The sequence below is a fragment of the Neisseria sp. MVDL19-042950 genome (assembly GCF_030504625.1).
GTDB lineage: Bacteria > Pseudomonadota > Gammaproteobacteria > Burkholderiales > Neisseriaceae > Neisseria.
Genome location: NZ_JAUKWH010000024.1, coordinates 1 through 3,609, shown reverse-complemented (window position 1 = coordinate 3,609; position 3,609 = coordinate 1). Strand labels below are relative to the sequence as shown.

Annotated in this window: 2 protein-coding genes; both read left to right on the top strand. The window is 45.2% G+C overall.

Features of this window, described 5'->3' with window-relative positions:
- Nucleotides 1-535 (top strand): DUF2345 domain-containing protein (locus Q0X97_RS11735; RefSeq protein ID WP_302067755.1); only part of this gene is annotated, 535 nt, incomplete at its 5' end.
- A gap of 84 nt (nt 536-619) precedes the next feature.
- Nucleotides 620-3,373: a phospholipase D-like domain-containing protein gene (locus Q0X97_RS11730; protein ID WP_302067601.1), complete on the top strand. Its 2,754-nt coding sequence runs from the start codon at nt 620-622 to the stop codon at nt 3,371-3,373.
- Nucleotides 3,374-3,609 lie beyond the last annotated feature (236 nt).

The window sequence follows — 3,609 nt, the reverse complement described above, 5'->3', positions numbered from 1 at the left end:
AACCGTAGCGGCGAAAGAGGAAATCCTGCTGACTTCGGGCGGGGCGTATATCCGGATTAAGGACGGCGAGATTGAGTTGGGATGCCCGAAAGTGGTGCGGGTGAAGGCGGCGGCTTGGGAGGTTACGGGGCCGCAGACCATGAATTTGGCTCATCCTGAATGGCCCAAAACACTAGTAAAACGCCCTTTACATATCAGTTTGCCACAATCCCCTCATTCCACAAACGCTTATATAGGCATGCCATATACACTTTATGCTGATGGTGCGGAAATCCAAAAGGGCATACTTACCAAAGAAGGGATAAACACCGAGCAGGAGATCAGTACCAGCTTATATAAAGTCGTTCTTGCTAATGGACAGGAATTTTCGATTCCTGTTGTCAGTAAATTTGAGGAAGGCACCAGAAAAGCCCGAATCGGCAATCAAGGTTTTCATCCGTATAAAGATGCCGGCAACCGTTCTCCTTTAGAGAATGCAAGACAATATGCCGACCTTGTAAATAAGGCAAACCAGCAAGAGCTTGAAGATAAATAACCAACTTACCAAACAACATTACAATATATTTTTATTTTCAAACCAAGTCGTAAATACCACCGAATATCAGGAGTTGTTTCAAAGATGGCCGCACAAGAAAATCTGCAAAAATGGACTGCACCGTTATGCGCTACGGGCAATGATGTAAAGCTGGCTGCTTCAATTTTCTTAGATAAAGGGCAATATCCACGGGGAAAGTCGACTTTCAAGCCATTGGTAAATGGGGAACGTGCTTTTGGCGAAGTCTACCGGAGGATCAGGAATGCGAAAGATTCAGTGGAAATCGCCTGTTGGGGTTTCCAACCTTCCATGTATTTTCTCCGAGATGGTCGGTCGGCACCGATAGGTGAGTTACTCGCAGAAAAAGCCAGTAACGGAGTGAAAATTAAAATCATGTGTTGGCAAACGGTTATGGGAGCAGAAAAACTGGCGGAAGATAACACTCCGGGCAGATCGGCTCCATTCAAGCCGCGTGAAATGCACATTTTGCCCCATTTATTAGAATTTCTGGCATCTGATAACGTGGCTGCCAGACAAGACTTTGAACATTTTGTATCAGCCCGAGAAGATCAATTTATCGGTTTCAACCATCTTAACGGCTATACAGGAAAACAGGCACATTATGATTGGGCATGGCACGGTATCGTTACATACCATGAAACGCTAAACGAAGAAAATTATCGCGGCATCTGCAATAATCTGCTGCAACTCAAATGTACTCTCGGCCCTGCAATTAAATCCATGCGGGTGGAACAGGAAATCAGCAAAGCCAGAAATAATTTTTTAAAAAGATTGGTGCCGCAAGCTGTAAAAGATGCCTATAACGACCTTCTGCAAAACGGCCCTAATTTAACAGAGGCCAGCTTGGGTATACTGATTAATCTGTATAACAATACCGACACGCCTGTAATCAGCAACGTGTATAAAAACATTTCATTAAACGTTAACGACCAACTTGATGCTGCCTCGGCAGGCTATGAAAAACTGATGGAAGAAGCCGCCAAACAACTTAAAGAGCTGTTTCATCCGTGGGAATTTAACAGTACATTCAACGACCCTTTGGAATTCGTGCATTCTTATATAAAGTGTGTCAATTACATATTTCTTAAAAAACATCGCAAAGAGTTTCCTTACACCTTTCACTTAATGCAATATGGTACACATCAGGCTGCCCATCATAAAATATCAACCGACAATCCCGATGCCGGCATGACACCCGAACAGCCCTTTGAATGCAAGCCTGTTTTCAAGCATCCGGTTGAAATCAAAGATGAAACCCAAAGCACCGAAAACCAAAACCATGAAACACCGGCCTCTACAGACATAGGGCAAGTAGAAGTGCGTGCCAAAAGGAATTTCCCTTTTCTGATATTTCGCACCCGCGAAATATCGCACGATGATATCGAAGCAAAATTAAACAATCTTGAAGATACCGGCCTGAGCAAAATGACCAAGGAAATTTATGTAATGTTTCCTTCCCACCATCAGAAAACCGTTTTAATCGATTATGACCAACCCGATTCGGCGGTCGGATTCGTGATGGGACACAACATGCTTGAAGCATACTGGGATAAAAACAATCACGGCCAACGTGCAAGCGCTCCAAACCGCGGCGCGTTTTTTCCCATTCCCCGACAAGATGTTTCCAGTATTGTTACCGGAGAAGTATTATGTGATCTCAATGACAACTTTGCCGAATCATGGAAAAAAATTTACCCGAGAAATTATGAAAAATTTTTTGCTCCCCGAAAAAACCGTTCGCGAAGCCAGTACCAACCCAATCCTGCGTTGGGCACGCCGCTGATGGCGCAGCTTCTGCGCACCCAACCTGAAAAAGAATTCCAACGAGAAGAAGTGATGAAGTTTTATCAAAAATTAATCACCCACACTTCTTCCTATATTTATCTCGAAAACCAATATTTCCGTTGGCCGCCGTTTGCAGAACGCATGAAAAAATGGGGAGAAACCCTTCGTCAATGCGGACGCACCGAGCCGTTGTGTATTTTTGCCATTACCAATACCAGCAATGAAGGATTGGGAGCAGGCCGCATCAATACCGACCGCATGCTTAAAGTGCTCGGAAGGCGCGACACCATGCCCGGCGTAGGGAGGGTGCGCCTGATAAAAGAACTAAACGTAAAAATCGATCAAGCCGGAAAAGGGTTGCCTAAATTCAAATTACCGTGGGAAGAAGGCTACACGCCGGAAGAAAAGAAAAAACTGGAAGAACGGGGCAGGCTGCGCAAAGAACGCCAAGAATTGGAAAAACTTGATCCGGCAAAAGAATCCGATCTAGACAAATTACGGCAAATCCTCAAAAAAGACCTTAGCCAAGACGGCTTGGCCGTCCACGTTTGCCGCTTGGTAAGCACGGCGGTAACCGAGCACGATGTTGCCAACAGTGCACGCAGTGCCAACCCCGAAGCCGATCAAAAAATCAAACGGGAAGCCGCCGGCAAGCCCAACCGTGCGCAGGAAGTGTATATCCATTCCAAAGTAACCGTGGCCGACGATGTGTTTATCACCTTGGGATCCAGCAATATCAACACCCGCAGCATGCAGATAGACAGCGAAATGAACATTGCCACCGAGCACAACGTAGTGGCGGAGAAATTGCGGCAGGAGCTTTGGGGCATCCATACCAATAATAATCCTGAACTTAATCCGAATAAGCCGTTAAATGATCCAAAAGATGCACATGAAATACATAGGAACTGGGGCGTGTCTATGCAAGAAAATCGAAAGCTTTTTCTAAAAAATAAACCATTAATAATGTCGTTATTAGAATTCGAAATGCTGGATGATGATGTTGCACCATATAAATACGATTTGGACTAATCATGAACCGCTTTTTTTATCTATGCCTAGCTTTTTTGCTGGCCGCCTGTATCCCCAACAATAAAAAGGAAACAAAAATGACTCCCGAACAATGGGCGCAACTCGATTTCTCCTGCACTCAGGAGCAATACCTGCCTCTACCCGAAGAGGCCGATACCCTCTACCGTTACGCCCTCTATCATGATTTCCACTCCCGCCGCTTACCCAGTACCCGCCATCAGTTGCAGGAATATCTG

Coding starts and splice junctions, on each gene's coding strand:
- Q0X97_RS11730 (WP_302067601.1), top strand. CDS start 620: ATGGCCGCACAAGAAAATCTGCAAAAATGGACTGCACCGTTATGCGCT.